We start from the raw sequence: 24104 nt of genomic DNA on the forward strand, positions 1-24104 counted from the left end.
CGGGAAGACCGGCGCGGAAATGGAATCTTCGTGCGAACCACGAAACTTTTGTTTGTTGGAAGAAAAGATGAAATAAACGTTTATTTATTGTTTTAATTGTTTTAACGTATACTCCATTATTGTTATCATCACTTATTCGTTTGATGATTCTTTGTTTCAAGCGGCGGTGCAATGCATTGGCTTCTTCGGCCACGCTCCGCATGGCTATGGATGGTCCTGCTTGCAAGCGGCATCCGCGGACAGGCCGGCGCGGATTTCGTTTATCTGATATAATCAGTAGTAAATATACGCTTCTGAAAGGCTTCGCTGACTGGGGTGATCCATTTGAGCGACAATCTTACCAAAGAGCAACGTTCCAAGACCATGAAAGCCATAAAGTCGCGTTCGCGGTTGGAAGATACGGTCTCAAAAGCCCTCTGGAGGGAAGGATATCGGTTTAGAAAGAACGACAAGACCCTCCTTGGGAAACCTGATATCTCCATCAAAAAGTATAAAGTCGCCATCTTCATTGATTCATGTTTCTGGCACGGATGTCCACTGCACGGGAATATGCCTGAAAGCAATAGAGAATATTGGAAAAAAAAGCTCTTGAGAAACAAAAAGAGGGATCAAGAAGTCAACGAATATTATAGAAAAATGGGCTGGAATTGCTTGAGGGTGTGGGAACACGATTTAAAACAGGATTTTGATCAAACAATAAAGCAAATAAAGAATTTTATTGATCAAGCCATGGATGGATGAGCGCTTGGATGCAGCAAGCGTTTTTTTATTTGTAAAAAATTATAACCTTATAAGGTTTATGTATTATACAAAGATAAAAACTATGATGTTAATTGGAGGAGGGAGAGGAATTTTTTGCTTGATAATTCCAAGAGGAACAAAAATTTATTGCAAAAAATACTAAGCAAAATTATAAGCAGGAAAGTGATGGACAACTTCAACAGATTTTTATCCCAACATCGGATTGCAAACCGGGAAATCAGCCGATATATTGGCGCTCCCGACAACGCCTTCAATAAAATCATCAACGAAATGTCGGTCCCGTCTGTGGCCACCATAATCCGTTATGTGCACGCAGCGGAGCAGATTATCGGGGAAAATAAGATTTCCATTTATTCCAAAATTCTAATCGACAATGAAATTGAGAAAGCCGTAAGCATCCTCAACCAAATTTCAGATGCCGACATCACTGAATTGATCAAGGAAAACAAGGAGTTTTTCAAGTCGCTGGACTTTTACTTTTCCACCACCCAGTCCAAAAAAGTCGATCCATTTACAATCGAAGAGAGAGACATCTACGCGGAAATAAAGGAGATGCTCGAACATGAATAAGAAAAACACCAGAAAGGTATGGTTTATTACGCGTCCGGAAAGAGACCCCCGCTTCCATCAGGAGGCATTGCTGGCTTTGCAGAAGGCGACGGATGATTTCAGGCTGAAATGGGCGGGAAATAGAGAAGTCCATAAACGGTATGAAGAAGAGCTCGCCAATATGGGGATCAAAAGAAACAACGTAAGCCATGACGGCTCCGGAGGACGCACATGGATGGCCATGCTCAAAACCTTCTCCTATTGCTATGTAGATGATGACGGATATATTCGCCTTACAAAGGTCGGAGAAAAGCTCATCCAAGGAGAAAAGGTGTACGAAAACACAAGAAAACAAGTCTTGACGCTCCAATATCCAAACGCCTATTTTCTCGAACCGGGATTCCGCCCAAAATTCGATGAAGGGTTTCGAATTCGTCCTGTCCTGTTTCTGATCAAATTAGCAAATGACGAAAGATTGGACTTTTATGTAACAAAAGAGGAAATCACTTATTTTGCCATGACAGCCCAAAAGGACTCGCAGCTGGATGAAATCGTGCATAAAATATTGGCTTTCCGAAAAGCCGGCCCTCGCGAAAGAGAAGAAATGAAACAAGACATCGCCGCCAAGTTCGACCATAGGGAAAGATCAGACAAAGGGGCGAGGGACTTTTACGAAGCCCACTCCGACGTGGCCCACACTTTTATGCTCATCAGCGATTACACAGGATTGGTCGAGTACATTCGCGGCAAGGCCTTGAAAGGCGACTCTTCCAAGATCAACGAAATTAAGCAGGAAATCGCTGAAATCGAAAAACGCTACCCATTCAACACACGGTACATGATATCGCTCGAGCGCATGGCGGAAAACAGCGGCTTGGATGTCGACAGCTACAAGGCCAGCAGATACGGCAATATAAAACCAGCTGCAAACTCCAGCAAGCTTCGGGCGAAAGCAGAGAGGATCCTTGCACAATTTCCATCCATAGAATCGATGTCGAAAGAGGAAATCGCCGGGGCCCTCCAAAAATATTTATCGCCTAGAGACATTGAAAAGGTCATTCATGAGATAGTGGAAAGCAAGGACGATTTTGAAGGGATCAACTCCGATTTTGTAGAGGCCTACTTGAATGAAAAAGACAACTTGGCGTTTGAAGACAAGACCGGCCAAATATTCAGCGCGCTGGGGTTTGACGTTGCAATGCGCCCCAAAGCCAAGAACGGGGAAAGAACAGAAATCGAAATCATCGCCGGGTATGGAGGAAGCAAATTCGGCATCATTGACGCCAAAAACTATACAGGAAAGTTCCCACTGTCCTCTTCCTTGGCTTCACATATGGCGTCTGAATACATCCCCAATTACACGGGATATGAAGGCAAAGAGCTGACGTTTTTCGGCTATGTGACCGCAAACGACTTCAGCGGGGAGCGCAACCTGGAAAAGATATCGGACAAAGCCAAGAGAATCACCGGAAATCCCATCAGCGGATTTTTAGTCACAGCCAGAACCTTGCTCGGCTTCCTTGATTATTGCATTGAGAACGATGTGCCATTGGAAGACCGCGCCGAACTGTTTGTCAAGGCTGTCAAAAACAAAGGATACAAGTCGCTCGAAGCTCTGCTTCGAGAATTAAAAGAGACAAACTAGGGCGAGGGATTTTTCCCTCCGCCCTTCTACACAAGCTCTGGAATGGCCAATTGCTCCGTTCCAAACAATTCCTCAACATCCCATTTAGGTTCAACGCATTCATACGGAATGCCAGCGAACGTCTTCAAAATGGCTTCAAAGATGATCTTTGCTCCTTTCGGAGGAACTGCCATGCCGATTTGCTGCCTGACATTTTCCTTCGTCCCCTCAAACACAAAATCATCCGGGAATGTCTGAAGCCTCGCCCTTTCCCTGTTTGTGAGAGCCCGCGGCTCCTCCCAATGATATACGTGTGTTCCGCCGCCGCCGCTCCCTGTAACAGTGTAGGAGGGCTGGTCGGGATGCAGCCTTCTGTAGATTTGGCTCAGCCTTGCTTTTTTTACATTCAAGCGCAGCTCCTCAGGTATCCCTTCATACCATGCGTTCTCGCCCGGCGGTATGTGTTTAAGCATTTCCACTGTTTTTGCGTTATGGCGCGTAAACTCGTGGTTGGGGGCTCCGTCTGGGATCGGCGGATTGGTGATCGCCTCCTTCGCCGTCACATACTTGTCGGGAGTAGTCGGCGCGGGAACTTTAAACTTCAAATTCAGGTCCTTTCTGATGCCGACTATGATAATTCGATGCCTCATCTGAGGAACGCCGTATTCCTCAAATTTATATAGATGCGGCACGATGTCATAGCCTCTGCCGGCCTCGGACAATTCTTTCAGAATCTGCATGAATGCACGGCCCTCGTTGGCGCTTTGCAGGCCGCCCACGTTTTCGGCCACAAAAAACTTTGGTTGGTGAATATTAAGGACCTTGACCCCATATGTGTATAAAGGTCCATACTCTCCATCCATTCCTTTGTGTTCTCCTACAACACTGTAGTCATTGCATGGAAAACCGAACGATAATGCGTCTATTCTGGGAAGCTGCTCAATGTCAAGCTCCCTTACATCGCATGCAATGACGGATGGATCGTCTGGATCGCCGCAGATATTCCGTCGATACGTCCTGCATGCCGATTCGTTGTAGTCATTGGCCCAAACATGCTCAATGCGGAACTCTTCGCCATCAGCAGCGACCACCCTCGCCATTTTGGCTCCTAAAGCAAGGCCTCCAGGACCGCTGAAGAGTTCTCCTTTGCGAAAAATCATTGTATTACCTCCGTGGCGAAAGAATTATCAACGTGTCAGTACATTATAGAGGATTTTTGAAAAAAACAACAGCAATTCAATTAAAGCCTTCACTCGGCTCCCTTCTTGAGCTCATTCAAATATTTTTCCACTGCTTCCTCAATCAACAGATAGATATTCTTCTCCTGCAAAATCGACTGCATCTTCAACTCTTTGTGCAGGTCCGTCCGAATATCGAAGGAAACACGCTTTCTTTCCACTTTCTTATCTTCCTTTCTTGGTTGATTGTTGTATTCGTTTAAAGATGTATTGTTTTCCTCGCCGACAGGATCGGTCAGCACTTGCGTAGGCGTGATGACTTTTTGCTGGCGCTTCATGTTTTTGATGTCATCTACTTTGGACACGCTCCATCATCTCCTTATAGAAGTTTTCATACTGTTCCAGCGCCTGGTTCAATTCATTGTTTTCCTCGAAGCCGTAGAGCGACAGGCGGCCGATCGGCGCCTTGCGGGTGATGATCGTTTTGAACACCTCGTTTGGATAATCTTCCTCGATCATTTCATTGAACGCCTTCGCGTCGCTGCGGCGGACGTCGTTCATGGTTCTCAGAATGCCTAGCAGCCTTGTATTGTGCCGCCCGTGCACCCTCGCCCCCTCGACGGATTCCATAAAATTCGGGACCGCCGAGTAGCACCAATTGGAGCACTCGAACATCATGATGACATACTGGCTTGCGCACAAGGCGTTTGTCGTCTGTTCGCTCAACGAAGGCGGCGTGTCGATGACAATGAAATCGTAACGATGCCGGATCTTGTCCAACGTATCGTCCAGTATCAAGGTCGGCTTTCCCTTGTACCTGATATATTTTCCAAGGTACGTCTCCCCTGTGTAAATCCAGCGGGGGAACGTGGCCAGGAAGTTGTTGGCCGGAAGCAGGTCCAACTTGTTGTGGATCTTGACTATGTACGGCTCCGGATTTCTCTCCTGCATCGCTTCGAGAACGGATTTCTCCGTGAACTCGTTGGATGGCTTCCGCGAAAGAAGCTCTGTCAAATTCCCCTGCGAGTCCATGTCGACGGCCAAAACCCTGTATCCGTCCCTGCTCAGCAGATAGGCGAGGACTCCGGTTGTCGTGGACTTTCCGCATCCGCCTTTCTGGATGCCCATGGTGATGGTGATGGGCACTTATATCACCTTCCTTTCTTCCAAGGTTTATTTCTTCTTTTGTTTATATTATTTATTCTACGTTATTTTCTAGATTCCTTCAAATCCATTCGGAATAATTCGTGGGAATACAAAATTTAAGAATATATATTCCTCCTATCTCAGTCAGCACAATACAGAATCAATACTACATAATAGAGAATAATTTCAATCCCACAAAAAAACCAGCTTCTAGCTGGTTTAATAATAACCATGTGACATTTTAGGGTTCAGATAACTTGGCCTTTTTTTCTCGTACTCCGCAATCTCTATTTCATATTGAAGTGTACGACCGATATCATCGAGGCCTTTAATTAATGTTTCTTTATGAAACGGATCAATATTAAAATCAAAAACTAAACCATATTCATCTTTAATTGTGCATGACTCCAAGTCTACCTCTAATTGATATCTTTCATAGGCCAAACATCGTCGGAATAACTGATCAACCTTTTTAGTTCCCAAAGTAACGAGTAAAATGCCATTTTTCAAGGAATTGTTGTAGAAAATTTCCGCAAAAGAAGGAGCGATAATAACTCGAAATCCGTAATCTAACAAAGCCCAAGGGGCATGCTCACGCGAAGAACCGCAACCAAAATTATCCCTAGTTAAAAGAATACTAGCCTCCCGATAAATCGGCTGATTAAGAATGAAATCAGGATTCAAGTCTCCATTTTCTAAAAAGCGCCAATCATGAAATAAGAAACGGCCAAATCCATTCCTTTCAACCCTTTTCAAAAATTCCTTTGGAAGAATCGCATCAGTATCTACATTAGGTCGATCCAATGGGGCTACCAATCCCTTATGACGAACAAAAGGCTTCATTGGGTTAACATCTCCCTTAAATTGAGATTCCATTTCCGGATATCTACAAATCGTCCTTCTAGTGCAGCGGCAGCAGCCATAGCCGGGCTAACAAGATGAGTACGCCCTCCTTTTCCTTGACGCCCTTCAAAATTCCGGTTTGAGGTCGATGCACATCGCTCCCCGGGGGCAAGAATATCTGAATTCATTCCTAAACACATACTACATCCAGGCTCTCTCCATTCGAATCCAGCCTCTTTAAAAATCTCATCCAATCCCTCTGCCTCCGCTTGACGTTTAACACGATAAGACCCTGGAACCACTAATGCGCGAACACCGGGGGCAACCTTTTTTCCGACTGCTTTGACTATCCCTGCAGCTTGACGTAAGTCTTCAATCCGCGAATTAGTACATGATCCAATAAATACTCGATCAATAGTAATATCCTGTATAGGCGTACCCGGCTTTAATCCCATATAAGCCAATGCCTTCTCTACCGCTTTACGATCTACTGGATTAGCAAAATCATCAGGAGAAGGAACATTTTCATTCACTTGAACTAACATTCCAGGATTAGTTCCCCAAGTTATAAATGGAGCTAAATTCGATACATTGAGCTCAACAATCTCATCATAAATAGCATCTGAATCACTACATAGCGTTTTCCAATCAGCGACAGCAGTCTCCCACTCATCTCCCTTAGGAGCGAAGGGACGCCCCTTTAGATAAGAGAATGTTGTCTCATCAGGAGCTATTATCCCCGCTCTAGCCCCTGCCTCGATCGCCATATTACAAATAGTCATTCTTTCATCCATAGACAATTCCTTTATTATAGGTCCTGTAAACTCAATTACGTATCCTGTTCCACCAGCTGTACCGATCTTTTGTATTAATCCCAATATAATATCCTTAGCTGTTACACCAAGCGGAATTTTACCTTGGAGACGGACTTCCATCGTCTTCGGCTTCTTCTGCCACAACGTCTGAGTAGCCAAAACATGCTCAATTTCACTTGTTCCAATACCAAAAGCCCAGGATCCAAATGCACCATGCGTTGAAGTATGACTGTCACCGCAAACTATAGTTTTTCCAGGTGTGGTAAGGCCTAATTCTGGCCCAATGACATGTACTATACCATTATTGGGATCATTCATGTCATACAAGTGAATTCCAAATTCCTCACAGTTTTTAATTAGCGTTTCAATTTGCTTAGCCGCAATTTCATCAGCACTTGATAAGGAACGGTTAATAGTGGGAATATTATGGTCCATTGTAGCAAATGTAAGATCTGGTCGTCTTACCTTTCTACCAGATAAACGAAGGCCCTCGAATGCCTGAGGCGAAGTGACCTCGTGTATCAAATGCAAGTCAATATAAATCAGAGAAGGTTGATCCGGTTTTTCAATAATTACATGCCTTTCCCATAGTTTGTCAAATAGTGTCTTAGGCATACATCCCCCTCCTGATTATTTCTCTTAACCCGTTTTTATTATCGAACCAATCTATGAATGTTGAAAGTAAGCCTGCATCTTGCCTCCGTTACGCCCTAGTGCGAGGGAGAACCGAACAACGACCCACTTCCTAGATCCACACATGGATCTGGGAGCGGCGTCGTTCGGTCAACATACAGTCGATCCAATGACCATAAAATATTAAATCTTTAAATAATGGAGCTAAACCGCGACCTACAAAAGCCACCATTATCTGTGTCAGGAGCATCTATATCTCGATAGTTTTCTATTTTAATTTCATCATCATCCCATCTAACCTGCGATCAAGTTGCCGCTCTAACCAAAGAGCTGTACTAACAAGTTGCTCTAAGTTAATACCTGTTTCAATTCCCATCGAATGGAACATGTTTACTATATCTTCTGTACAAACATTACCAACTGCCTTAGGAGCAAAAGGACAACCACCAGTACCTCCTACAGATGAATCAAAATGTCTTACACCGGACTCATAGCCTGCGAAAACATTGGATATTCCTAAACCCCTAGTGTTATGAAAGTGCAACCCTAACTCAAAATTTTCACCAAATGTTTCAAAAAAACGGGTTACTAGATTTTTAACTTGAAGAGGATTTGCTAAACCTGTTGTATCGGCTAATGTAATACTCCGGCAACCTGCTTTAATAAATTTCTCCGAAATTTCCAGAACTCTATCTTCCGATATAGATCCCTCAAATGGACATCCAAATGCGGTTCCTAATATAGCTACACACGGCTTTCCCTGTACAGTTACTGTACGAATCATATCCTCAATTTCCGCCGTTGACTGTTCCACTGTTCTTCTAGCATTTTTCAGATTAAACGCATCAGAGACAGCCAAAGTAAAATGAATTACATCTAACTCTGTATCCAATGCTCGTTCAAGCCCTTTTGGGTTAAGCACTAAACCCGCAATTACAACGCCTTTCTTTCTGTTTATTCCTTCCAATACTTCTTCAGGATGACTCATTTGAGGTACCACTTTTGGGTTAACAAAAGAAACCGCTTCAATCTTCTTGATGCCACTATCCATTAATCTCTCAATCAGCTCTATTCTCTGTTGAACTGATAAATGTCTTTTTTCATTTTGCAAACCATCACGCGGTCCTACCTCACATATGTGAATCATTTTCACATCGTTCCTCTCTTAATTTCTTTAATTATCCTAGATAATATTCTCTTTCCTTAACATCTCTAAAGTTTCTTTAGTGTAACCAAGAAGCTTCCCATATACCTCTTCATTATGTTTCCCCATCATCTCCGCACCAGGTTGACGAATACTACCAGGGGTCCGGCTCAACTTCGGTACAATGCCTGGCATTGGGAATTCACCAAATATTGGATGTTCGATATTTACAATCATTTCACGCGCAAGATAGTGCGGGTCATTAACAATATCCTTAGCGCTGTAAATTTTTCCTGATGGAACTCCTCTTTCTTCCAAGATCCTTAGACAATCATCAGCTGTATGTTGTTTAGTCCACTCTTCAATCAAAAGATCTAACTCACGCATATTTTCGGCACGAGCATGGTGATTATTAAACTTAGGGTCATCAGCCAATTCTTCACGCCCCATGGCTTCACATAAACGTCGGAAAACATTATCTGCGTTGGCCCCTATCACAACATAAGTGTTGTCCTTTGTGAGATAAATATTAGAAGGAGCTACATTAGGCAAAATATTGCCCATTCTTTCACGTATATACCCTGCTAACAAATAATCAGGGACTATACTTTCCATTACAGCAAACACAGCCTCATAAAGAGCTGTATCAACGACCTGTCCTTCACCCGATTTCTCTCTCTCATGCAGAGCGATCAAAGCGCCAATGGTCGCAAACATAGCTGCTAGCGTATCACCAATACTAATGCCTATACGTGTTGGGGGGCGATCAGGAAACCCGGTAACATAGCGAAGTCCTCCCATGGCTTCACCAATACTTCCAAAACCTGCTCTTTGTTTATATGGGCCTGTCTGTCCAAATCCAGATGTCCGGACCATAATTATTCGTCTATTAGCTTCCCTTAACCGTTCATATGACAAATTCCATTTTTCCATCGTCCCCGGGCGAAAATTTTCTATTACAATATCAGATTTCTTTACCATCTCTAGAAATATTTCTTGGCCTCGTTTCTCACGTAAATTCAATGTGATAGATTTTTTATTCCTTGATTGAATGGGCCACCATAATCCGTGTCCGTCCTTTTGTTGTCCCCATTGTCGCATCGGATCCGGTTTGTCCGGCGGCTCTATCTTAATGATTTCCGCGCCAAAATCACCTAACAATCTCCCGGAGAAAGGCCCAGCTAGTAAAGTTCCTACTTCCAACACACGGATGCCACTTAAAGGGAGATTTTCAGCCATTTTATATAACCTCCTTGATATGTCCTCTTTCATACTTGATTATCTTGTTCGCAAACATCATTCCGAATATATATAGAAGTCAGAGGAATATGGTTAATATCATCAAAGAATTACATGCTGTTTTTATTGTTTTTTAACTTTTTTGTGCTACTTTTCTATTTTTAACCAATTCTTCACGGTTGCCGAAATTAAACGCTTCCAATCGGTCCCTATTTTTCCGCATTTCTTCCCTAAGAAATTCAGTCGCCTGTTCATTTATTTCTAACGTATCTGGGTCAATTACAACACCATACGATTTCCTTGCTTTTTTCAAGCTTACCAAACCTCTAGCCACATCCAGTCTTACTCTTTCAGGATCGCGTTCCAACGGGTCCCCCCAACCACCACTACCAGCAGTAACAAACAGGATTTGATCCCCAGGTTCAACCAATATGTTATCGAGCTTAGACTCAAGTGGAATGCGTGTACCATCCTTACGAATCAATACCTTGTAAGAAGTAGATCCTGGCTCCCCTCCATTGATCCCCCAAGGCTGGAGTTTAGCACGATCATCATGAATTGATACTGTTCCTTTGGCTAGGCAAGTATACAATTTTTCATTACAATTGCCACCACGATATTTCCCCGCTCCTCCAGAGTCAATTCCCGTTCTATAGTATTCGACTCTTAACGGATAATAGGTTTCTAGATATTCAGTAGGAATATTAACAAACGCTGGCCACCAAGAATGTCCATCGAGCCCATCAGCAAATGGCCTGCCCGGAAGTCCACCATACATGACTTCCATCAGATGAAATTCACGATTGTGTTCATCTTTTCCAGAATAGATAAAATACGGACTCGTTCCATAACCCGCTGCCGGGCTGTTTTGTGGAGTATTTATTGATAATGCACCACTTAAGACATCAAATAAACGACTTAACACATGAGTACGACAACCAAGTGCTGCTGGAAAATCAGGACGAAGTAAGCTCCCTTTTGGTGTTTTAATATGCAGTAGATCATAAAATCCATCGTTGAACATGATTGCTGGGTCAAATACTGATATTAGGAAAGCACCGATGAACATCTTAAACATATTATCGCTGAGATAATAATTCACCGGCCCTGGTGCCTGAGGATCGGTTCCAGTCCAGTCAAAATATGCCTGATACCCTTCACGCCAAATAGTGAGTTTCATTTTGAATGGTCCGTTACCTAAACCATCATCATCAATGTAATCTTCAAAAGACACCGGTTCGGTTGGAAGGAAGTTTTGAATCAAATTTCTCATCATGCGATTAGTACGCTCAAGCAATGCTTGCAAACCTTCAAGATATACTTCTGGCCCAAAACGTTCACAAAGCTCTTGAACCCTTTTTTCTGCGGTTCTACAAGCAGCCACAATAGCCATCAAATCGCTATAATTCTCAACTGGTGTGCGTGTGTTCGCTTTCAAAATCTTTATGATTGCTTCATTTAGACGTCCTTTTTCAAATAGTTTAACGGGAGGAAAACGAACACCTTCACCAAAGATTGTTGTTGCTGTTACAGGCATACTTGACGGAACTGGACCACCAACATCCATTACATGACCAAACATCGATGCATAACCAACCAACTGCCCCTGATAGAAAATAGGGATAATAATCATCCAGTCATTTATGTGTGAAATTGATCCTCCACAACTATACGGATCGCTTAAAAAAATAACATCTCCTTCATGTAACCCTTCAGTAAACTGAGCCACCACTTCTGGTACATGGGAACCAAAGTTGCCAACAACCATCTTTCCATCCGGATCAGTAATCATCGGAAAACAGTCATGCTGCTCGCGAATCACTGGGGACATTGCTGAGCGAAACAAAGTTACATCCATCTCTTCCTTGATATTTTTCAACGCATTCTCAATAATATCGACTGTAATAGAATCAATCTTCCCCATTTTTAAACCTCCTCTGTGATCAAAAGGTTCATATGGCTATCCACTCTTGCTACACAACCTGGTAAAACTAATGTTGTGCTATCTTTTTGAATGATGATTGCTGGTCCTAAAATCTTATTATTTGGTTTTAATAATGACCGGTCATATAATGGGGTACGTAAAAACTGACCATCGAAAAATGCTTTGTGCTCTATATCGATCAAGGCATGTGACGCATCCTCTTCACCAGGCTCACTGAATGGCAATGATGGAGAAGCAACCTTACCTATAGCAATTGCTCTAAGGTTGACAATTTCAAGCTCAATATCCATCTTAAATCCGTAAATTTTCTCATGAATCTCATCGAATTGCTCTTTCAGTATTCCAAGACCATTTTCGATTAGATTCTGTTTATTAACTTGGATCGGAATTTCATAACCTTGTCGGAAATAACGCACATCTACTTCAAAAATCACTGTTTGTCGATCTTTAGGCACCGATTCCTGAATAAGCCACTCTTCCGCTTCTTTTCCAAGTACATCCAATTCATTTATTAGTGTGTACACATCGAGCTGACTCAAAGTCCGAATGAATGTTTTCGAGTACTCGTTGCGAATGTCTGATTGTAAGAAGCCTAGTGCAGACAAAACCCCAGGAGTTGGCGGAATGATGACAGGAAACGAACCTGATAAACGTCCCAATGCGTTTGCATGAAGTGGACCTGCCCCACCTAACGCAATTAGAGCAAACTCACGGGGATCATAGCCCTTTTCAACTGATACAACTCGAATTGCACCGTACATGTTTTCATTGACAATATCGTAAATACCTTTTGCTGCACGATACACATCAATGCCCAACTGCTCAGCAATCTTACTAACCACTTTGAATGATGCTTCCACATCAAGCTTCATTTCGCCACCTACTAAACTAGGTGGAAGATATCCCAACACTACGTTTGCATCCGTTACGGTCGGTTCTTCTCCACCTCGACCATAACATGCCGGTCCAGGCTCTGCTCCGGCACTTTGTGGCCCGACACGCAGTGCGCCAGTTGGAGGAACGTGGGCAATTGATCCCCCTCCTGCTCCAATACTTACAACCTCAAGTGAAGGGGCTTTTACTGGAAAGACTCCAACCTTGGTTTCTCTTGAGACCCTAGGCTTACCATCATACGTCAACGCTACATCCGTAGATGTCCCACCCATGTCGAAAGATATTACGTTTCTGAACCCAGCCTGCACACCGATCATAGCTGAAGCAGTCACTCCACCTGATGGGCCGGACAGCATTGTGTGCACAGGACGTGTGGCAGCTGCTGAAATACTCATTAATCCGCCATCTGATCGTACAATGCTGACACGGCTATGCATATGATTTTCCTTTAACTTGTTTTCAATATTTTCCAAATATCTTTGCATGGGTGGACGAACATAAGAGTTCATAACAGTCGTTAACGTTCGTTCATACTCACGAAATTCAGGCAAAATATCATAAGAAATGGATACAGGAATGTTCGGATTTATCTCTGTCGCAATCTCTCGAATTCGTTGCTCATGCACCGGATTCGCGTAGGAATTAATTAGACTAACCGTTAAACTTTCAACATCTTTTTCATATAGTTCTTGAATCTGACGACGGATATGATTTTCATCAAGTTCCCGTATTATTTCACCACGTGCACTAATCCGTTCTAATGCGCCACGAGTATTAGTCAAATCCGCAAGCGGATCAGGTTTAAGAAAGCCAATCCAAGCACTAACGGGGGCAGGTGTCCAAGAACGGGCAACATGCAAAATTTGCTCAAAACCAGAAGTTGTTATTAATCCAACTTTTGCTCCCTTGCCTTCTAAAACCGCATTAGTAGCAACCGTGGTGCCATGTATAATCGTCCTAATATCAGATAAACTAATACCCACTTCCTTACAGATTTTAAGTATGCCTTCCATCAGACCGATTGATTGATCAGATGGAGTGGAAGGTACCTTTGTAACGAAAATCTCACCTGTTTCCTCATTTTGCAAAACAACGTCAGTAAAAGTCCCTCCTACATCGACCGCTACCCTGTACATCTTCTATTACCTCCTCGATAATAGATTCAAAATTCAGACAAATAAGACAAAACATTCTCAGTGTTGGTAATTTCCCCATATTTTGATGCCATATCAAATAAATTGCTCTCATGTGGAGCATCAGCCCTATCACCTACTGCATCACTAACCACAAAAGGTGCAAAACCATATTGGATAGCATCGACTACACTTGCACGTACACATCCGCTAGTTGTCACCCCTGTCACAAATAATGTATCTACTCCCTCAGACGCCAATAGTGAAGCAAGTGAAGTACCTGCAAAGGCCGAAGCATATTTTTTAATAAGAAACGGTTCATCAGGCCTTCTTTCCAATCTTGGATCTAATTCCACTAATGGCGAGCCTATTATGAATTGTTGCAATGAAGGTATTTTACGTATAAAAATTCCTCCTTCCCTGATATTGTTGTAGCCAACTCCTACAAAGAAAATAGGTATTTTTTTATCTCTGGCTTTTTTTAAAATGCGCGTAGTTTGCACCACTTCAGATGAAAAGTCACTTGCTAGAGGTGACTTTGAAGGATCAGTAAAACCAATCTGAAAATCAATAACTAGGATCCCTGGTTTTTTTCCAATTGGCAACATTCCTGTAAATCCAGCATCTTTATAAATCTGTTGAAGCTCCTGTTTCATAAACATCACTCCATTGCAATAATTCACTGATCGACCAGTAATACCAACATCTCATACAGATACTTCTTCCCATAAATGGAGTGCTTAAACTGTTTCTATTTATTTTCTGCTCCAGCCAACTCATCAATTAGAAAAAAGTTTCTCTTAGCCTTAACTAAGCAAAGTTAGGAAGTTATAGCTTTAGATTTCCCGATCTTTCTCTCCACCCGTTCCTGCCAGATTAGGAATAAGAAAGTACAGAAAAATGCTACAAATATAATGATCAAAATTAACGCCAGAATAGATGAAGTTCTGTTCAATGACATGTAGTGCATCAATCTAAATCCCATACCCTTGCTGGAAGCAAACATTTCAGCAATTATTAAGCCAAGGAAGCATAGGCTAAATCCCATTCGTAGTCCAGCAACCAGTTGTGGCATAATGGCAGGAATCAGAATCATACGAGCCTTTTGGAAAAAGCTTAATTGATAAACTTTCGCCACCTTGAGATAGGTATCGGGAATCATCCTTGTAGCCTGCATACACATGATCAGAATTGGAAAAATGCCATGGAATACAGAAAAGGCAATCCTTCCATGAATAGTTAACCCAAAAATCAACAGAAAAATTGGATATAAAGTCACCTTTGGAATAGAATACAAACCTATTATCAAAGGACTCAGAGTCCGCGTCCAAAAACCACTTAAGCCAATAAAGAATCCTAAAATACTTCCTAAAATAGCTGAAATCAAAAACGAAATAAATAGAGCCAATAAAGTTTCTCCAACATCAGGCATCCACTCAACGTAGTTGTTAAAAATGTCAGCGACACTTTGCCATGGGGACCCCATTGCCGGCTCACCGACAAACCAATAGGTAACTTCCCACAAAAATATCAAAACCAGTGGAACAAGATACCTTCCAACTTCATAACGCCATTTCAAACTGTTATCGGCTTTTATCATGATTCCTCCTCCATCAAAGACACTCTAGGAATGACGTTTGAACAGGCGGCTTTCTATATAACCAAGGATGGTGTTAGAAAATAATGAGATTAAAATTACCAGCAAAATTCCACCGTACATACCATATAAGTCAAAGTTGTTATAAGCATAGGATATGCTGTAGCCTATTCCTCTAGCCGATAATATGAACTCGGTCGCTACGACACCTATGATTGAGTAAGCCGTCGCTAGTTTTAAACCTGAAAAGATATAGGGCCATGCAGAGGGAAAATAGATATATAACAACATCTTTGAAAACGATAAGTTTAGAGATTTTCCGTATTTGATAAGCACTCTTCTTGTCTCCCTAAATCCAATGGCTGTATTACTAATAACCGCTGGCATAGAAAAAAGCATACCTACCGTGATTACTGGTAATGGACCAGTTCCAAATAAAGTGATAAAAATTGGGTATATGGCGAAGAATGGTACAGCATAGAAGAGTAACAAATAGGGCTGAAACGTATGGTGCATGAAATCAGACCGCCATAGCAACAGGCCTATGCTTACACCTAAAATAGCTGCACCAATAAAACTAATGATTATCTCAATAAATGTTGGCCATATATGCTCCCATAAAAAATCAGGGCTGACCAAAAAGTGAACTGTGGATTTAACCATCTCAGTGAAAGGAATAAAAGTAAATGAATTTAACCAACCTATACGTGTAGCGATTTCGTACAAAGTTAGGAGACTAACAACAATTACGATCTGAAGTATGTTTTCCTTTTTCATTGAAATCACCTTTTTATTCTAAAACTAGTTTCCCTTACCGAACATCAGTGCTTCTTCCTCTAAACTGGACCAAATACGCTGTGTAATATTAGCAAACTCCGGTGTAGTTAAGATAGTGGCGTCCCGCGGCTTTGGAAGGGGACTTCGAATTAACTCCTTAATACGTCCAGGTCTGGCAGAGAGAACAACGATCAAATCGGATAATAGAGCCGCCTCTTGAATACTATGTGTAACTAATACAACCGTAGCTTTAGTTTGCTCAACAATTTTTAGTAACTCTCCTCCTAGTATGAGCCGTGTTTGTTCATCCAATGCACCAAAAGGTTCATCCATAACCACGATTTCTGGTTCAGTGACTAAGGTTCTCGCAATTGCTACACGTTGTTTCATACCTCCCGACAACTGATAAGGATATGCATGTTCAAATCCAGACAATCCAACCATCGCAATCATCCGACGAGCTTTTTCTCTTCGTTCACTTTTTCCAACCCCCTGCATTTGTAATCCGAATTCTACATTCTCTAATACAGTTCTCCAGGGAAACGTTGATTCTTCTTGAAACACAATCCCAATTGACTTATGTGGCCCGGTTATCGTTTCTCCCTTGATCTTCACGGCACCACTCGATGGAGTACGCAATCCGCATAGAATCTCTAACAACGTTGTCTTTCCACAACCACTCGGTCCAACAATAGATACGAACTGTCCCTTTTCAACAGACAGAGAAATGTTTTTTAAAGCCACAACCTCATGAGAATCATTGTTATATGTCTTTGTAACATTCTCCACAGCTAATAAAGGTACAGACAATGCTATTCCTCCTTTTCGTTTTACACTTTGGAAGAGAATAAATATAAGGCAGGGAAGGCCCTTATTGCTTATAAGGGAGCTTCCCATCGCCTTAATTCTATTTTAATTTTTCAATATTCAATCTCTCGTTTTCTGGTAAAAATCTCTGATCAAGCAATTCGCTCCAGTCAATATCTTCAGGGTTTTTTAATGTTCCGACAGATTGCATTCCAATTAAGACCTGCTTCAACGATTCCTCCTGTATGGAAGAACTCCAATGCTTGATTGAAGCCATTGCTTTAACAGCTTCCACGGAAGCGCTGTCATTTATCTCAGCAGATTTAGCAAAAATCTTAGCTGCTTCTTCCGGATTGTTATAAACCCACTCTACAGATTTTCTATAAGCTTTTAAAAATCGTTCTACAAGATCAGGATTTTCCTTGATAATTTGTGGACTGGTCACTATTACGCTTTGTTGAAAATGAGGAACGTATTCTGAAACCCTGAATAAGGTTTTCCATTTATCTTTATCGACTGAATACGCCGGATCAAGCATTAGAGAGGAATCTACTTCCCCTTTCTCAAGTAATGTAAGACCTTCGTTAATTCCACCTGTTGCTACCATTTTCACCTTTTCTTTATCAATGCCAAGTGATTTAAAAATTAATTGGGATACCGTTTCCGTCACAGAACCTGGCGAAGTATAGCCCCATTTATGTCCTATGAAATCCTCTGGTTTGTTAAATGAAGCATCTTTGCGTGTTAAATAGACAATATCGTTAACACTTTGCACTCCGCCTCCAATAATCTTAATGGGGGCTCCGGCAAGATAGGATTGAATAGCAGCTGCAGTGGAAACCTCCCCAAAGGGTAACTTCCCAGAAAGAACGTTTCGAACCGTTGTCCCCCCTCCGTTACTCCCCATAATCGTCTTAATCTTAATTCCTTCTTCTTCGAAGAACCCTTTTTCAATCCCGACATTATATGGAACCGCATATAGACCCGTAGGATAATGTGTTACTGTGATATCAATCTCATCCATCTTATCAGATGTATCTTTCCCTTTCTGTGGTGCACTTGTAGTTTGACCACAGCCACTTATTAGTACAAGGAGCAAAATTATTGCAAACATCGATACCAAATGATACTTCTTTTCTCTGTAGGTATTGACCATGACCATCTTATCCCCCTTTTAATTAAACTTAACTCACTTAAACAATATGCAAAATTTATTCCAATACAAAAAAATCAGAATTAATATAATGTTCGTTAAAAAACAACAATAATTAGGTCTACTCTAATTCGACCTTCTAATTACCCAATTTTTATTTTGAAACATAATGAAACATCCTATGTTTCATTTTTGAAACGAATTATCAGATTTTTTCTCGTCATCATATCCATCAATTCCATAATCCTTAATCTTTCTCCATAAGGTGGTCCGGCTAATCCCTAAAAGATCCGCTGCTTTGGTTTTACTTCCTTGTACTTCTCTCAATACTTTTAGAATGAGTTGTCGTTCCCAGTTTTCAACTTCTTTAGTCAAACCAGTTGAATCTAGAAATTCGATATGGCTCCCAAATAGCTCCTTTTTTACTTCTGTTAATACCTCATCCATAGTGACACGAGCTTTTAGCAGAACAGAAACACGCTCCGCAATATTTTCAAGCTCTCTTATATTCCCTGGCCAATTATGGTCACACAGTACTGGTAACATAATAGACAAGACTTTCTCTACCATTTGTTTATCTAACTTGTAATTCTTTAAAAAGAAGCGAAATAAGTCGGGTAAATCATCTAGTCGCTCCCTAAGGGGTGGCAACTCAATTGAGAGTACATTCAGCCTATAGTACAAATCCTGCCTAAAGGACCCATCTTTCACCATAGATTTTAAGTCACGATTGGTGGCTGCTATTATTCTAACATCGATAGGAATTACCATGTCACTTCCAAGACGCATCACCTCTTTTTCCTGTATAACTCGAAGAAGACGGGATTGCAAGGATAATGACATTTCACCTATCTCATCTAGAAAAATGGTTCCTCTATGAGCTAGCTCAAATAATCCCTGTTTTCCACCCTTACGTGCTCCTGTGAACGCTCCCTCTTCATATCCGAATAGTTCACTTTCTAAAATTGATTCAGGTAGAGCCGCACAATTCACTGCTACAAAAGGATGGCGATTCCTATTGCTTGCGTTATGAATACTCTGTGCAAATAATTCTTTTCCCGTTCCAGTCTCGCCACGAATCAAGATCGTAGCATCCGTCTGAGCATAGTGTTGAGCCTTGTTGATTAAATTCATAAAGATAGGGTTTTTTCCAATAATATGTTCGAATGTTGCTTTGGCTAAAAACCCTTTACTATACACCCGATGTCGGATGGCTTTCTCCGCTTTCTGTACGGCTTGCGCATCTTGAATTGTTGCGACAGCTCCAATTAGCTCTCCCTGATGAATTACAGGAATTCGGTTAATTAAAAGCATACCCTGTTTTGTCTTTTGTGCTACATTGAGCATTGGTCGCCCTTTCTTAAATACATCATCAAACTTAATCTCAGGAACAACTTCGTCTATGGATTTCCCAATAACATCTTGGGCAGATACACCGAGCAACCTTTCGGCAACAGGATTAATCTCCATTAGAAGTCCGTTGGTATCCACATATAAAATCCCTTCATGAACAGCTCGCATCATAGCTTGTATCTTTTGTCTTTTTTCAATTTCCGACCTTCGTTGGGATGCAAGCTCTACGGCTGTCTCCAAAGCTAGGCGAATAGAAGATCTAGAGTAAATAAAAATACTATGCCCACCCATTCGCTCCGTAAGTTCACTAATTAAGCTTGCACCAATAATCACAGGTTTCCCGCTTCCTAATATGCGCAATAATTTCTCTTGTGCATCGTGAACTCCATCATAAACCTCCTGTCTTAAATCTACACGAAATAAATCTCGAAACTGTTCTAACTGCGGAATTGGTTCCTGATAGGACATGACTACTGCTTGTCGATTCATACGCTTAGCCAACCATAGTGCATTCACTAGATCAAAACCTGTTACTTTAATTCGAACTATAGGGATATCTAATCTCTGTTCTTCAATCGCAGTCGCATTGGCTCCTGAAGCAACAATTACATCAGCTGAATTAGTCCTTTCTATTTCATGAGCTTTCTTTATCGCTTCCTCAATTAAAACTTCATGGAGTATAAATTCGGCCGGCCATTGCTTTTCAGCTAAAACTTCCTGAAGAATTCTCGTGAGTTTGCTATATGTAAACACAGCTATCTTCACCTTAATATTTACTCCTCCCTTCTTAAACAGTAATCCAAGTGATTGTATAATTAACTTCTATTTTTTTTCTATTTAACCTTTTCAGAAAATTATGCGAAAAATGGTGTTTCCAATAACTTATGGGAAACACTGCTCGTTAATATCAATATCTCCACTTCAATTCCGCAATTAAATTCCGCACCGCCTCCGACTCCGACATGTTTTTTGTCTGACAGTATTTCTGGAGAAGTTCGTAAAGCTCGTCGTCCAAGCGCACGGTAATGCGATGTGACTTGGACTTTTCTTCTTTCGGGCGTCCGCGTTGGAGCTTTTTGCGTTCGACGCGCAGATCGTCATGGACGACAACGTCGAGGTATCCGAACCGTTGATAAATGTTTTTGTGTTTCTCTACGAACTCTTCCCACATTCGAGGAATTTCTTCAAGAAGCCGGAGGTACTCTTCCTGCAGCCTCTTTGTTTCCTCTGGGGACCGAGGGCGCCGCTTGCCGAATTCCTGAAGGACGAGAACCTGGAAATCGTGCCGCTCATAGCATCTTCCTTCCATCATCGCCATCACCTCTATTTTTTGTCTGACACTATTTATGTTTATTATACCTCCAGACTTTCACTAATTCAACATTTTTCGTCCGACATAAAATTAAGATGCCAGTACCAATTTTGCCTTTCAAAGCACAAATTAATCGAATCGGCGTTTTTCAGGACAAAAATCGCTGTTTTTGAGCTGAAAGATAATGTTTTGCCATTTTGATTTTTTTGCCAAATAGGGGTATATTGTACTTAAAAATGTGATATTTTCGACAAATTTCGTCCTAAATGTTTAGGGGAAGAAGGGGATGAAAAAGTTGGACTGGAGAGAGGTAAAGCGGTTCGCCTATGCCGGCCAGGCGTTTATCCCTGTCAACGTGGAAAACAGAGGGGATTCGGTCAAACTTTTTCTCAGGAGTGGGGAAACCAAGCTACTTGACGTGCAATCGAGTCTGTTTTTGAAGCGGCTTCTGACCTTCTTTGGTACAAGCATTTCGATCAACCGCCATCGGTATGGGGAGTTGGTGGGAAAAAAGCAACTCGTTCCCATCGTGTTGTCGTATGGCTTTACTATCATTCCGTTTAACGTTCGCGAGCCGGTCGGCCGGCAAAGCCGTGTAGGGTGGTTTGTGTCAAGAGAGATTGAGCAGTTCCGGCAAAGATCGCCCCAGTGCACCACGGTCCATCTTCTTTCCGGACATCAGATTCCTGTGTTTCATTCCCGCAAGTTCTGCATCGACCAACTCAAAAATGCAAAATGGATTGAGATGTGCTATGGGGAGATTCATGAACCGCATCGCAGGCAATGGATAAACGGCAACGCAGTTTGTGAAACGGTGGTTATGTAGTGAAATGAATGATTTATCTCAATAAACCGGAAGGATCGGCGGCATTGGAGGCCGCTTTTTTTCTTTTTTCGCTTTGAAATCGTCTTTGTCTATGAGTGTTCTCGGTTGATATGATGTTGGCAAATCGAAAGGAGGTAGGAAAATGGCCGCTTCAGAAATGGTGTCGGGCCGCACTCTTGTTTTGGACTTCTACGCCGGAAAGGACAGCGACGGAAAGGATATCATCCGCTCGCAAACCTTCAGAGTGAAGAGCGACGCGAGCGTCCAATCGCTTTACGATGCCGCCGCCGCCATCGCCAGCTTGTCGAGCGGCAGCTTGCGGTACGTGCGCACGATGTTGACCAGCCATATTATCAATGCATGATGAGAGGGGGAATGAACAATGAAGACGTTGGAACTGACGTTTAACGCTCAAGCGGGGCCGGCGCGGATTTTGATCCGCTATCCCAAGGAGCCGGTTGATCCGGTGCAAGTGAAAACGGTGATGAACCAGCTCGTAGCGGCAAATGTTTTTATGACCGGCAACGGGGAGCTGGTGAGCCCGAAGAGCGCCCGCATCATTGACCGCGAAACGCAAGACATCCAGTTGCCATAGCGCATCTGTCATGAACGGAAGGTTTCTCGCCTTCCGTTTTTGAGCATTGAAAGGGGGAAAAGCAATGGATTTGTTTTCGATGATCAGTGAAGTCTCCTTCCCGATCCTTGTTTCTATCTATCTTCTGTATCGGATGGAGACGAAGCTGGATCAGTTGACCAAATCCATTCAGGATCTAACTATCGCATTAAGCCGAGGTCCGCAGAATTGATGATGGGAGGGAAGTCGAAATGGAATTGGTGGAACTTCTGTTCCGGGCGGAGAAAAAGCTGTCCGGGCTGCATCCGTTGGTGGCGGATAAAGCTATAGCGTTGATCCGGAAGGCTTATGAGGAAGGGATTTATATCATCATTACGCAAGGGTTTCGAACCATCGAGGAGCAGAACCGCCTGTATGCGTTGGGTCGCACGAAACCTGGGCGGATCGTTACGAACGCCCGTGGAGGATACAGTTATCATAATTTTGGATTGGCGTTTGACGTTTGTGTCTGCAATGTTTTCAAGGGAACATTGATCCCCAGTTGGAGCCTCGACCGCCGGTGGTTTCGCGTCGGTCAGATCGGAAAGTCGCTTGGCCTTGAATGGGGCGGGGATTGGAAGAGCTTTAAAGATTATCCCCATTTTCAATATACATTTGGCCTTTCGCTTGCACAGCTGCGGACAGGAAAAAGGCCGCCGGCCGCTGTCATGGCTAAAAAATAGACTGTCTCGCCCCTTCCGAAAGTGGAGGGGATTTTTTTAAATCTGACAAAAGCACGTTATGTCAGATTTTTGTCTGACGTTAAATACGTTGAAGGAAGCAACACGAAGCCGCTTTACCGCTCTCTCACTTTTTGTCCAAAAATCTTACCCATCTCCCTTATGGACAAGGGGGTGTCATATTTTGCATACCGTCCAGCCAATCAAAGATAGGGAAAAAATCGAAGCGATGAAAAAGATTTTGCGTGCTTCGTCGTTGAGAGACGAGCTCCTTTTTACGATCGGGATCAATACGGGGCTGCGAATCAGCGATATTTTGGCTCTTAGGATTGGGGATGTGAGGACCCAAAAAGGCGTTGTCGAACGCATTGAGATCGTGGAAAAGAAGACAAAAAAGACTCGGGTTGTCGCACTGAACCGAAAAATTCGCCGCTTGATCGAGCTGTATTTAGCGCAGGAGCGGCCGCACGCCCGCGGCGACGAGCCGCTCTTTCGCAGCCAAAAAGGAGGCCGGGCGATCAGCCGCCAGCATGCCCACTACATCCTGAACCGGGCCGCCAAAGCAGTTGGGATTGTGGATCGCATCGGCACCCACTCCCTGCGCAAAACGTTCGGCTATTTCGCATACAAACAAGGAACGGACTTGGCCATGATCCAAAAAATCCTCAATCACTCCAGCCAGGCCGAAACGCTTCGCTACATCGGCATTACGCAGGAGCAAATCGATGAAGTCACTGCAGGGCTTGATCTGTGAACGAAGCCCGCACCGGTCTTCCCGGCTGGCCGCCTTCTGGCCCTTGGCCATCCGGCCGGAGCCTGGAGAAGCCCGGCGCCCGGTTCATTCGAAGAAGCTGCCTGCGGGCCCATTCATCCGCAGCCGTGCGGAGCGTGGCCGAAGAAGCCAATGCATTGCACCGTTGCTTGAAGCAACAAATCATTAAACGAATAAGTGATGATAAAAATAATAGAGTATACATTAAAATAATTAAAACAATAAATAAACGTTTATTTCATCTTTTCTTCCAACAAACAAAAGTTTCGTGGTTCGCACGAAGATTCCATTTCCGCGCCGGTCTTCCCG

At 42.7% G+C, this 24104-nt stretch carries 26 protein-coding genes and 1 pseudogene; 10 read left to right on the forward strand and 17 right to left on the reverse strand.

Features of this window, described 5'->3' with window-relative positions; genetic code table 11:
• A pseudogene (locus JCR24_RS16525) lies at positions 1-202 on the reverse strand (hypothetical protein); the annotation flags it as partial.
• Positions 203-315: 113 nt separating this feature from the next.
• Between JCR24_RS16525 and JCR24_RS16530 the strand changes: the two are divergent.
• The 3 genes from JCR24_RS16530 to JCR24_RS16540 all read left to right on the forward strand — a co-directional run bounded on the left by JCR24_RS16530 (position 316) and on the right by JCR24_RS16540 (position 2956).
• Positions 316-741, forward strand: a complete 426-nt coding sequence (locus tag JCR24_RS16530) for a very short patch repair endonuclease (RefSeq protein ID WP_370643388.1) — start codon at positions 316-318, stop codon at positions 739-741.
• 186 nt (positions 742-927) lie between these two features.
• Positions 928-1332, forward strand: coding sequence for a hypothetical protein (locus tag JCR24_RS16535; protein ID WP_238981034.1), 405 nt, complete (start codon positions 928-930; stop codon positions 1330-1332).
• On the forward strand, positions 1325-2956 hold the full coding sequence (locus JCR24_RS16540; protein ID WP_238981035.1) for an AlwI family type II restriction endonuclease: 1632 nt from the start codon (positions 1325-1327) through the stop codon (positions 2954-2956). The genes JCR24_RS16535 and JCR24_RS16540 overlap by 8 nt, the downstream gene beginning before the upstream one ends.
• Before the next feature lie 26 nt (positions 2957-2982).
• On the opposite strand, the gene JCR24_RS16545 is transcribed toward JCR24_RS16540, so the two are convergent.
• The 16 genes from JCR24_RS16545 to JCR24_RS16620 form a co-directional block, all read right to left on the reverse strand.
• Entirely contained in the window at positions 2983-4095 is a 1113-nt protein-coding gene (locus JCR24_RS16545) for a DNA cytosine methyltransferase (protein WP_238981036.1), read from the reverse strand.
• A gap of 89 nt (positions 4096-4184) precedes the next feature.
• On the reverse strand, positions 4185-4478 hold the full coding sequence (locus tag JCR24_RS16550) for a hypothetical protein (RefSeq protein WP_012820753.1): 294 nt from the start codon (positions 4476-4478) through the stop codon (positions 4185-4187).
• The gene (locus tag JCR24_RS16555; protein WP_238981037.1) at positions 4462-5259 is read right to left on the reverse strand and encodes a ParA family protein; all 798 of its coding nucleotides are present in this window, start codon (positions 5257-5259) and stop codon (positions 4462-4464) included. Before JCR24_RS16555 ends, JCR24_RS16550 begins: the two co-directional genes overlap by 17 nt.
• A gap of 219 nt (positions 5260-5478) precedes the next feature.
• On the reverse strand, positions 5479-6102 hold the full coding sequence (leuD, locus tag JCR24_RS16560; protein ID WP_238981038.1) for a 3-isopropylmalate dehydratase small subunit: 624 nt from the start codon (positions 6100-6102) through the stop codon (positions 5479-5481).
• The gene (gene leuC, locus JCR24_RS16565) at positions 6099-7532 is read right to left on the reverse strand and encodes a 3-isopropylmalate dehydratase large subunit (protein ID WP_238981039.1); all 1434 of its coding nucleotides are present in this window, start codon (positions 7530-7532) and stop codon (positions 6099-6101) included. The genes leuD and leuC overlap by 4 nt, the downstream gene beginning before the upstream one ends.
• Before the next feature lie 286 nt (positions 7533-7818).
• Entirely contained in the window at positions 7819-8697 is an 879-nt protein-coding gene (locus JCR24_RS16570) for a hydroxymethylglutaryl-CoA lyase (RefSeq protein ID WP_238981055.1), read from the reverse strand.
• Positions 8698-8733: 36 nt separating this feature from the next.
• On the reverse strand, positions 8734-9933 hold the full coding sequence (locus JCR24_RS16575) for a CaiB/BaiF CoA transferase family protein (RefSeq protein ID WP_238981040.1): 1200 nt from the start codon (positions 9931-9933) through the stop codon (positions 8734-8736).
• Positions 9934-10066: 133 nt separating this feature from the next.
• On the reverse strand, positions 10067-11857 hold the full coding sequence (locus JCR24_RS16580) for a hydantoinase B/oxoprolinase family protein (RefSeq protein ID WP_238981041.1): 1791 nt from the start codon (positions 11855-11857) through the stop codon (positions 10067-10069).
• Positions 11858-11859: 2 nt separating this feature from the next.
• Positions 11860-13908 carry a hydantoinase/oxoprolinase family protein gene (locus JCR24_RS16585; protein ID WP_238981042.1) on the reverse strand — a complete coding sequence of 683 codons (2049 nt, stop codon included), beginning with the start codon at positions 13906-13908 and terminating at the stop codon, positions 11860-11862.
• A 26-nt stretch (positions 13909-13934) separates the two neighbouring features.
• Positions 13935-14561: an isochorismatase family protein gene (locus tag JCR24_RS16590; RefSeq protein ID WP_238981043.1), complete on the reverse strand. Its 627-nt coding sequence runs from the start codon at positions 14559-14561 to the stop codon at positions 13935-13937.
• A gap of 164 nt (positions 14562-14725) precedes the next feature.
• Complete coding sequence (locus JCR24_RS16595) at positions 14726-15505, reverse strand: ABC transporter permease (protein ID WP_238981044.1); 780 nt, start codon at positions 15503-15505, stop codon at positions 14726-14728.
• A gap of 24 nt (positions 15506-15529) precedes the next feature.
• Positions 15530-16279, reverse strand: coding sequence for an ABC transporter permease (locus JCR24_RS16600; protein WP_238981045.1), 750 nt, complete (start codon positions 16277-16279; stop codon positions 15530-15532).
• Between the two features lie 24 nt (positions 16280-16303).
• Positions 16304-17089, reverse strand: coding sequence for an ABC transporter ATP-binding protein (locus JCR24_RS16605; RefSeq protein ID WP_238981046.1), 786 nt, complete (start codon positions 17087-17089; stop codon positions 16304-16306).
• A 97-nt stretch (positions 17090-17186) separates the two neighbouring features.
• Complete coding sequence (locus tag JCR24_RS16610; RefSeq protein ID WP_238981047.1) at positions 17187-18248, reverse strand: ABC transporter substrate-binding protein; 1062 nt, start codon at positions 18246-18248, stop codon at positions 17187-17189.
• 177 nt (positions 18249-18425) lie between these two features.
• Positions 18426-20357, reverse strand: a complete 1932-nt coding sequence (locus tag JCR24_RS16615; RefSeq protein WP_238981048.1) for a sigma 54-interacting transcriptional regulator — start codon at positions 20355-20357, stop codon at positions 18426-18428.
• Positions 20358-20499: 142 nt separating this feature from the next.
• On the reverse strand, positions 20500-20904 hold the full coding sequence (locus JCR24_RS16620; RefSeq protein ID WP_238981049.1) for a DUF6290 family protein: 405 nt from the start codon (positions 20902-20904) through the stop codon (positions 20500-20502).
• Between the two features lie 286 nt (positions 20905-21190).
• Between JCR24_RS16620 and JCR24_RS16625 the strand changes: the two genes are divergently transcribed.
• The 7 genes from JCR24_RS16625 to JCR24_RS16655 all read left to right on the forward strand — a co-directional run.
• The gene (locus tag JCR24_RS16625; RefSeq protein WP_238981050.1) at positions 21191-21730 is read left to right on the forward strand and encodes a competence protein ComK; all 540 of its coding nucleotides are present in this window, start codon (positions 21191-21193) and stop codon (positions 21728-21730) included.
• Between the two features lie 142 nt (positions 21731-21872).
• Positions 21873-22094 (forward strand): DUF1659 domain-containing protein, encoded by a 222-nt coding sequence (locus tag JCR24_RS16630; protein ID WP_238981051.1) that lies wholly within the window; start codon positions 21873-21875, stop codon positions 22092-22094.
• An 18-nt stretch (positions 22095-22112) separates the two neighbouring features.
• The gene (locus tag JCR24_RS16635; RefSeq protein ID WP_020961686.1) at positions 22113-22325 is read left to right on the forward strand and encodes a DUF2922 domain-containing protein; all 213 of its coding nucleotides are present in this window, start codon (positions 22113-22115) and stop codon (positions 22323-22325) included.
• Positions 22326-22404: 79 nt separating this feature from the next.
• A complete protein-coding gene (locus JCR24_RS16640) occupies positions 22405-22536 on the forward strand; it encodes a YvrJ family protein (protein WP_370643389.1) in 132 nt (43 codons plus the stop codon).
• Positions 22537-22555: 19 nt separating this feature from the next.
• On the forward strand, positions 22556-23026 hold the full coding sequence (locus tag JCR24_RS16645; RefSeq protein ID WP_238981052.1) for a M15 family metallopeptidase: 471 nt from the start codon (positions 22556-22558) through the stop codon (positions 23024-23026).
• A gap of 181 nt (positions 23027-23207) precedes the next feature.
• Positions 23208-23777 carry a site-specific integrase gene (locus JCR24_RS16650; RefSeq protein ID WP_238981053.1) on the forward strand — a complete coding sequence of 190 codons (570 nt, stop codon included), beginning with the start codon at positions 23208-23210 and terminating at the stop codon, positions 23775-23777.
• Positions 23774-24104: SET domain-containing protein (locus JCR24_RS16655; protein ID WP_238981054.1), on the forward strand; the 331-nt coding region annotated here is incomplete at its 3' end. The genes JCR24_RS16650 and JCR24_RS16655, both read left to right, overlap by 4 nt.

Origin of the sequence: Geobacillus sp. YHL (assembly GCF_022341265.1) — a bacterium.
GTDB classification, from domain to species: Bacteria; Bacillota; Bacilli; order Bacillales; family Anoxybacillaceae; genus Geobacillus; species Geobacillus thermoleovorans.

Bases quoted from the DNA above. Each gene is read 5' to 3' on its own strand.
- JCR24_RS16535 (WP_238981034.1), top strand. From the start codon at position 928: ATGGACAACTTCAACAGATTTTTATCCCAACATCGGATTGCAAACCGG.
- JCR24_RS16540 (WP_238981035.1), top strand. From the start codon at position 1,325: ATGAATAAGAAAAACACCAGAAAGGTATGGTTTATTACGCGTCCGGAA.
- JCR24_RS16545 (WP_238981036.1), bottom strand. From the start codon at position 4,095: ATGATTTTTCGCAAAGGAGAACTCTTCAGCGGTCCTGGAGGCCTTGCT.
- leuD (WP_238981038.1), bottom strand. From the start codon at position 6,102: ATGAAGCCTTTTGTTCGTCATAAGGGATTGGTAGCCCCATTGGATCGA.
- leuC (WP_238981039.1), bottom strand. From the start codon at position 7,532: ATGCCTAAGACACTATTTGACAAACTATGGGAAAGGCATGTAATTATT.
- JCR24_RS16570 (WP_238981055.1), bottom strand. From the start codon at position 8,697: ATGATTCACATATGTGAGGTAGGACCGCGTGATGGTTTGCAAAATGAA.
- JCR24_RS16575 (WP_238981040.1), bottom strand. From the start codon at position 9,933: ATGGCTGAAAATCTCCCTTTAAGTGGCATCCGTGTGTTGGAAGTAGGA.
- JCR24_RS16580 (WP_238981041.1), bottom strand. From the start codon at position 11,857: ATGGGGAAGATTGATTCTATTACAGTCGATATTATTGAGAATGCGTTG.
- JCR24_RS16585 (WP_238981042.1), bottom strand. From the start codon at position 13,908: ATGTACAGGGTAGCGGTCGATGTAGGAGGGACTTTTACTGACGTTGTT.
- JCR24_RS16590 (WP_238981043.1), bottom strand. From the start codon at position 14,561: ATGAAACAGGAGCTTCAACAGATTTATAAAGATGCTGGATTTACAGGA.
- JCR24_RS16595 (WP_238981044.1), bottom strand. From the start codon at position 15,505: ATGATAAAAGCCGATAACAGTTTGAAATGGCGTTATGAAGTTGGAAGG.
- JCR24_RS16600 (WP_238981045.1), bottom strand. From the start codon at position 16,279: ATGAAAAAGGAAAACATACTTCAGATCGTAATTGTTGTTAGTCTCCTA.
- JCR24_RS16610 (WP_238981047.1), bottom strand. From the start codon at position 18,248: ATGGTCATGGTCAATACCTACAGAGAAAAGAAGTATCATTTGGTATCG.
- JCR24_RS16620 (WP_238981049.1), bottom strand. From the start codon at position 20,904: ATGATGGAAGGAAGATGCTATGAGCGGCACGATTTCCAGGTTCTCGTC.
- JCR24_RS16625 (WP_238981050.1), top strand. From the start codon at position 21,191: ATGAAAAAGTTGGACTGGAGAGAGGTAAAGCGGTTCGCCTATGCCGGC.
- JCR24_RS16630 (WP_238981051.1), top strand. From the start codon at position 21,873: ATGGCCGCTTCAGAAATGGTGTCGGGCCGCACTCTTGTTTTGGACTTC.
- JCR24_RS16635 (WP_020961686.1), top strand. From the start codon at position 22,113: ATGAAGACGTTGGAACTGACGTTTAACGCTCAAGCGGGGCCGGCGCGG.
- JCR24_RS16640 (WP_370643389.1), top strand. From the start codon at position 22,405: ATGATCAGTGAAGTCTCCTTCCCGATCCTTGTTTCTATCTATCTTCTG.
- JCR24_RS16645 (WP_238981052.1), top strand. From the start codon at position 22,556: ATGGAATTGGTGGAACTTCTGTTCCGGGCGGAGAAAAAGCTGTCCGGG.